At 71.4% G+C, this 3,896-nt stretch carries 5 protein-coding genes; all 5 read right to left on the bottom strand.

Features of this window, described 5'->3' with window-relative positions:
- Positions 1 to 297: 297 nt before the first annotated feature.
- Positions 298 to 1,134 (bottom strand): inositol monophosphatase family protein, encoded by an 837-nt coding sequence (locus B8460_RS08130; protein ID WP_048861087.1) that lies wholly within the window; start codon positions 1,132 to 1,134, stop codon positions 298 to 300.
- Between the two features lie 12 nt (positions 1,135 to 1,146).
- Positions 1,147 to 1,713, bottom strand: a complete 567-nt coding sequence (gene efp / locus B8460_RS08125; RefSeq protein WP_048861086.1) for an elongation factor P — start codon at positions 1,711 to 1,713, stop codon at positions 1,147 to 1,149.
- Between the two features lie 80 nt (positions 1,714 to 1,793).
- On the bottom strand, positions 1,794 to 2,741 hold the full coding sequence (locus tag B8460_RS08120) for a YVTN family beta-propeller repeat protein (RefSeq protein WP_048861085.1): 948 nt from the start codon (positions 2,739 to 2,741) through the stop codon (positions 1,794 to 1,796).
- Positions 2,741 to 3,310 (bottom strand): SRPBCC family protein, encoded by a 570-nt coding sequence (locus tag B8460_RS08115; RefSeq protein ID WP_199445581.1) that lies wholly within the window; start codon positions 3,308 to 3,310, stop codon positions 2,741 to 2,743. The genes B8460_RS08120 and B8460_RS08115 overlap by 1 nt, the downstream gene beginning before the upstream one ends.
- Before the next feature lie 37 nt (positions 3,311 to 3,347).
- Positions 3,348 to 3,896, bottom strand: a 549-nt coding sequence (locus tag B8460_RS08110) for an SRPBCC family protein (protein ID WP_199445580.1), incomplete at its 5' end; no start/stop codon positions are given.

Below are 3,896 nucleotides of genomic sequence, written 5' to 3'. Positions count from 1 at the left end.
GCGGCGGTGCCCGTGCCGGCGGCGCTGCTGCTGGTGCCCGCGCCCGTGCCGCCGGACGCGGCCGGCGGTGTCGCACCGGGCTTGTCGAGGGCGTGCAGGTCCACCGTGACCTGCGCCCCGGCCGCGACGAACGGTCCCGACAGGCAGAGGCCGAGGACAGCGAGACCCGGGACGGTCATTCCGATGGCCGCCCGCAGGCAAATGGGCCGAATCGCGCGCATGGCGGCCTCCACCCTAGTGACAGCCCCGGTCCGGCTCAACGCCGCGCGGCGTCCGCGCCCGGGCCGGGCATGCGTTTCAACCGGCGCGCGCGGCAGCGTCCTGTCCGTCGCTGACCATCTCGCATAGCTTCGGATGGATGTGCGGGTTGCCGGCCACCACGTCGCCGCTCGCGCGCGGGTCGCCGCCGGCCGGGTCGGTGGCATAGCCGCCGGCCTCGCGCACGATCAGCAGCCCGGCGCTGATGTCCCACGGCTTCAGCCCCAGCTCCCAGAACCCGTCGTACCGGCCGGCCGCAACCCAGGCGAGATCGAGCGAGGCCGCGCCGAACCGCCGTATGCCGGCGACCAGCGGCATCAGCTGCCCGAGCGTGCGGGCGAAGGCGAGCCGCCGCGGCGGCGCGACGGCGGCGAAGGGGATGCCGGTCGCCAGCACCGCGTCCTTCAGCTCCCGCCGGGCGGAGACGCGCAGCCGCTTGTCGTTGACGAAGGCGCCGGCCCCACGCTCGGCCCAGAACATCTCGTCCGCCGCCGGGGCATAGACCAGCCCCGCCGCGATCTCCGACCCACCGTCCGGCAGCCGCCGCTCCAGCCCGATGCTGATCGCCCAGTGCGGGATGCCGTGCAGGAAGTTCGTCGTGCCGTCGAGCGGATCGACGATCCAGCGCCAGGACCAGTTGTCCGACCCCTCCGCGCCGCCTTCTTCCATCAGCATCGCATAGCCCGGACGGGCGCGCGCCAGCTCCTCGCGCAGCGTCGCCTCGGCGCGCAGATCGGCCTGGCTGACGAAGTCCGACGGCCCCTTGATGCTGACCTGCAGCTGCTCGACCTCGTTGAAGTCGCGCAGCAGCCGCCGCGCCGCCTTCTGCGCCGCGTTGGCCATCACCGTCATGTGCGGCGACAGGCGCAGGGCCATCGTGGCGGCCCGTCAGCCCTTGGCGCGTTCGACGTAGCTGCCGTCCTCGGTCTTGACCACGATCCGCTCGCCCGCCTCGATGAAGGGGGGGACCATGGTCTTGACGCCGTTGGACAGCTTCGCGGGCTTGTAGGAACTGCTGGCGGTCTGGCCCTTCACCACCGGATCGGCCTCGACCACCTCCAGCACCACGCTCGCCGGCAGATGCATGCCGACCGGCTCGCCTTCCACCAGATCGATCTCGACCGTCATGTTGTCCTGCAGGAACGGCAGCGCGTCGCCCAGGATGGTGACCGGCACGGTCGTCTGCTCGAACGTCTCCGGGTCCATCAGGACGAGGTTGTCCCCGTCCATGTAGCTGTACGTATATTCCTTGTTGTCCGTCATCAGCCGCTCGACCGTGTCGGCGGTGCGCCAGCGCTCGTTCGTCTTGTTGCCGGTCTTGAGGTCGCGCATCTCGACCTGGATGAAGGCGCCGCCCTTGCCGGGGGTGATGATCTGCTGCTTCAGCACGGTCCAGCGGCGACCGTCATGCTCGATCACCTGGCCGGCGCGTATCAGGTTCGCCTGCTGCTTCATGGCGGGGACGCTCTCGGGTTCTGTCGGAAAGCGCGCTGTCTAGCCGCTGGCGCCCCGCGCGGCAAGGCGAGGGGGGCGGATCAGCGGCGGATGAACGTCCCGAACGACCGGGGGCTGTCGCCCAGCGGCAGGGTCGCCACGACCGACAGGCTTGCGGCGTCGATCACGCTGAGGTCGTCGCTGTCCCAGTTCACCACATACAGGAACCGCCCGTCCGGCCCGGCCTCGATCCCCTCGGGGTAGTCGCCGACATGGATCGTGGCCACCGGCGTCAGGGTCGCGAGGTCGAAGGCCGTCACCGTGCTGGCCAGTTCATTGGTCACGTAGCCGCGGGCCCCGTCCAGCGCCACGACATAGGGCCGCTTGCCGACCTTGACCGTGCCCACGAGCCGCCCCGCGGCGACGTCGACCGCGCTCACGCTGTCGCTCTCGACGTCGGCGGTATAGGCGCGGCCGCCTGCCGGATCGAGGGTGATGCCGAACGGATGGGCGCCCACCGTCACCCGCGCCCGTTCGTGCCCGGACGGCAGATCGACGATGGAGACGGCGTCCGACAGCCGGTCGGCGACCACCAGCGTCCGCCCGTCGCGCGTGACCGCGAGGCCGGAGGGCGAGCGTCCGACGGTGATCCTGGCGCGCACCTGCCCGCTTTCCGGGTCGATCGCCAGCACGTCGGTGCCGTACCAGTCGGCGACGTAGATGGTGCGCCCGTCCGGCGCCACGGCGATGCCGAGCGGGCCGCCCGGCGCCGCGAAATGGCCGATCACGCGGCGCGTCGCCGTGTCGATCGTGCTGACCATCTGCGCCGACGGGCTGGTGACATAGGCGCGGGCGCCGTCGAGCGTCATCGCGATTCCGGCCGGCTTGCCGCCGACCGGGATCGTCGCCACGGTCTTGCGGGTCGCGAGGTCGACGACCGTGACCGCGTTGCCGCCCTGATCGGTGACGAAGGCCTCGCCGGCGCGGGCCGGGAGGTACAGCGCCAGCGCCGCCAGCACCGCCGCCGCCGCGACGCCGGCGGCCCGCATCAGCTATGGCCCGCGAAGCGCGCCTTCAGACCGTCGAGCGCCGGCTGGCAGATGGCCGTCACCGCCTTGATCGCGGCGGCCTCGTTCAGGTCGGGCGGCGGGTTGTTGTTCGGATAGCCGCGATAGAACGCGGTGTGCCACGCGACCTTGGACTTGCCGCCGTCCTCGGCCGTCACGTCGAGATGCGACGAGAAATCCGCGACCGGCAGCACCTTCACGTCCACATGCGGCAGGAACGTGCCGTAGGTGTGTTCGCGGGCGTCGTAGTCGGACAGTTCCTCGTCGTGCCACACCCCGCCGGACTTCAGGTAGACCGTGCGCTTGGCGGTGTTCGGATCGTTGCCGCCCGGGCCCTCGACCTTCGCCACCGCCGGCACCCAGGACAGGTCGTGGAAATTGCCGATCACCGCCCAGACCTTGTCCGGCGTCGCATCAACGACGACCGACAGCACGAGCTTCTGCCGCGTCGGCCCGTGCGCGCGCGCCGGGCGGGTGCCCGCGCCCAGCACCGCCGCCAGCCCGCCGGCAAGCCAGGTGGTCGCGGCCAGCGCGCGCCTGCGTGTCATCATGTCGATCTCGCTCCCGTTTCCGTTTGACCCGGCCGGCTCAGTCGGTGGCCGTGCCGCCTTCCATCCGTGCCTTCAGCCCATCCAGCGCCGGCTGTGTCATCGCCTTGACGGCGCGGATCGCCGCCGCCTCGTTCAGGTCCGGCGGCGGGCCGAAATTCGGATAGCCGCGATAGAACGCGCTGCGCCACTCGACATGCGAGCCGCCGTCGGGGCGCGGCAGCACCACCAGGATCGACGAATAGTTGGTGACCGGAAACTGATGCACGTCGACGTGCGGCAGGAAGGTCGCATAGGTCATCTTGTCCGGCTCGTAGCGCGTCAGCTCCTCGTTCGGCAGCACGGCGCCCGATTTCAGCGTGACGGTGCGCACGGCCTTGTCCGGCGTGTCGCCGCCGCTGCCCGCGACCTTCGCCACCGCGCGGTCCCAGGACAGGTCCTGGAAGTTGCCGATCACCGCCCAGACCTTGGCCGGGGGCGCCGCGATATCGACCGAGACTACGTATTTCACCCGCTGCGCGTCATGCGCCGCCGCGCTGCCGGCGCCGAGGCCCAGGGCGAGGCCGGCCGCCAGGGCGGCTCTCACGAC

This window comes from Acidisphaera rubrifaciens HS-AP3, from assembly GCF_000964365.1.
In the GTDB taxonomy this organism is placed as follows: Bacteria; Pseudomonadota; Alphaproteobacteria; order Acetobacterales; family Acetobacteraceae; genus Acidisphaera; species Acidisphaera rubrifaciens.
This window is presented reverse-complemented; position numbering and strand designations above follow the sequence as displayed.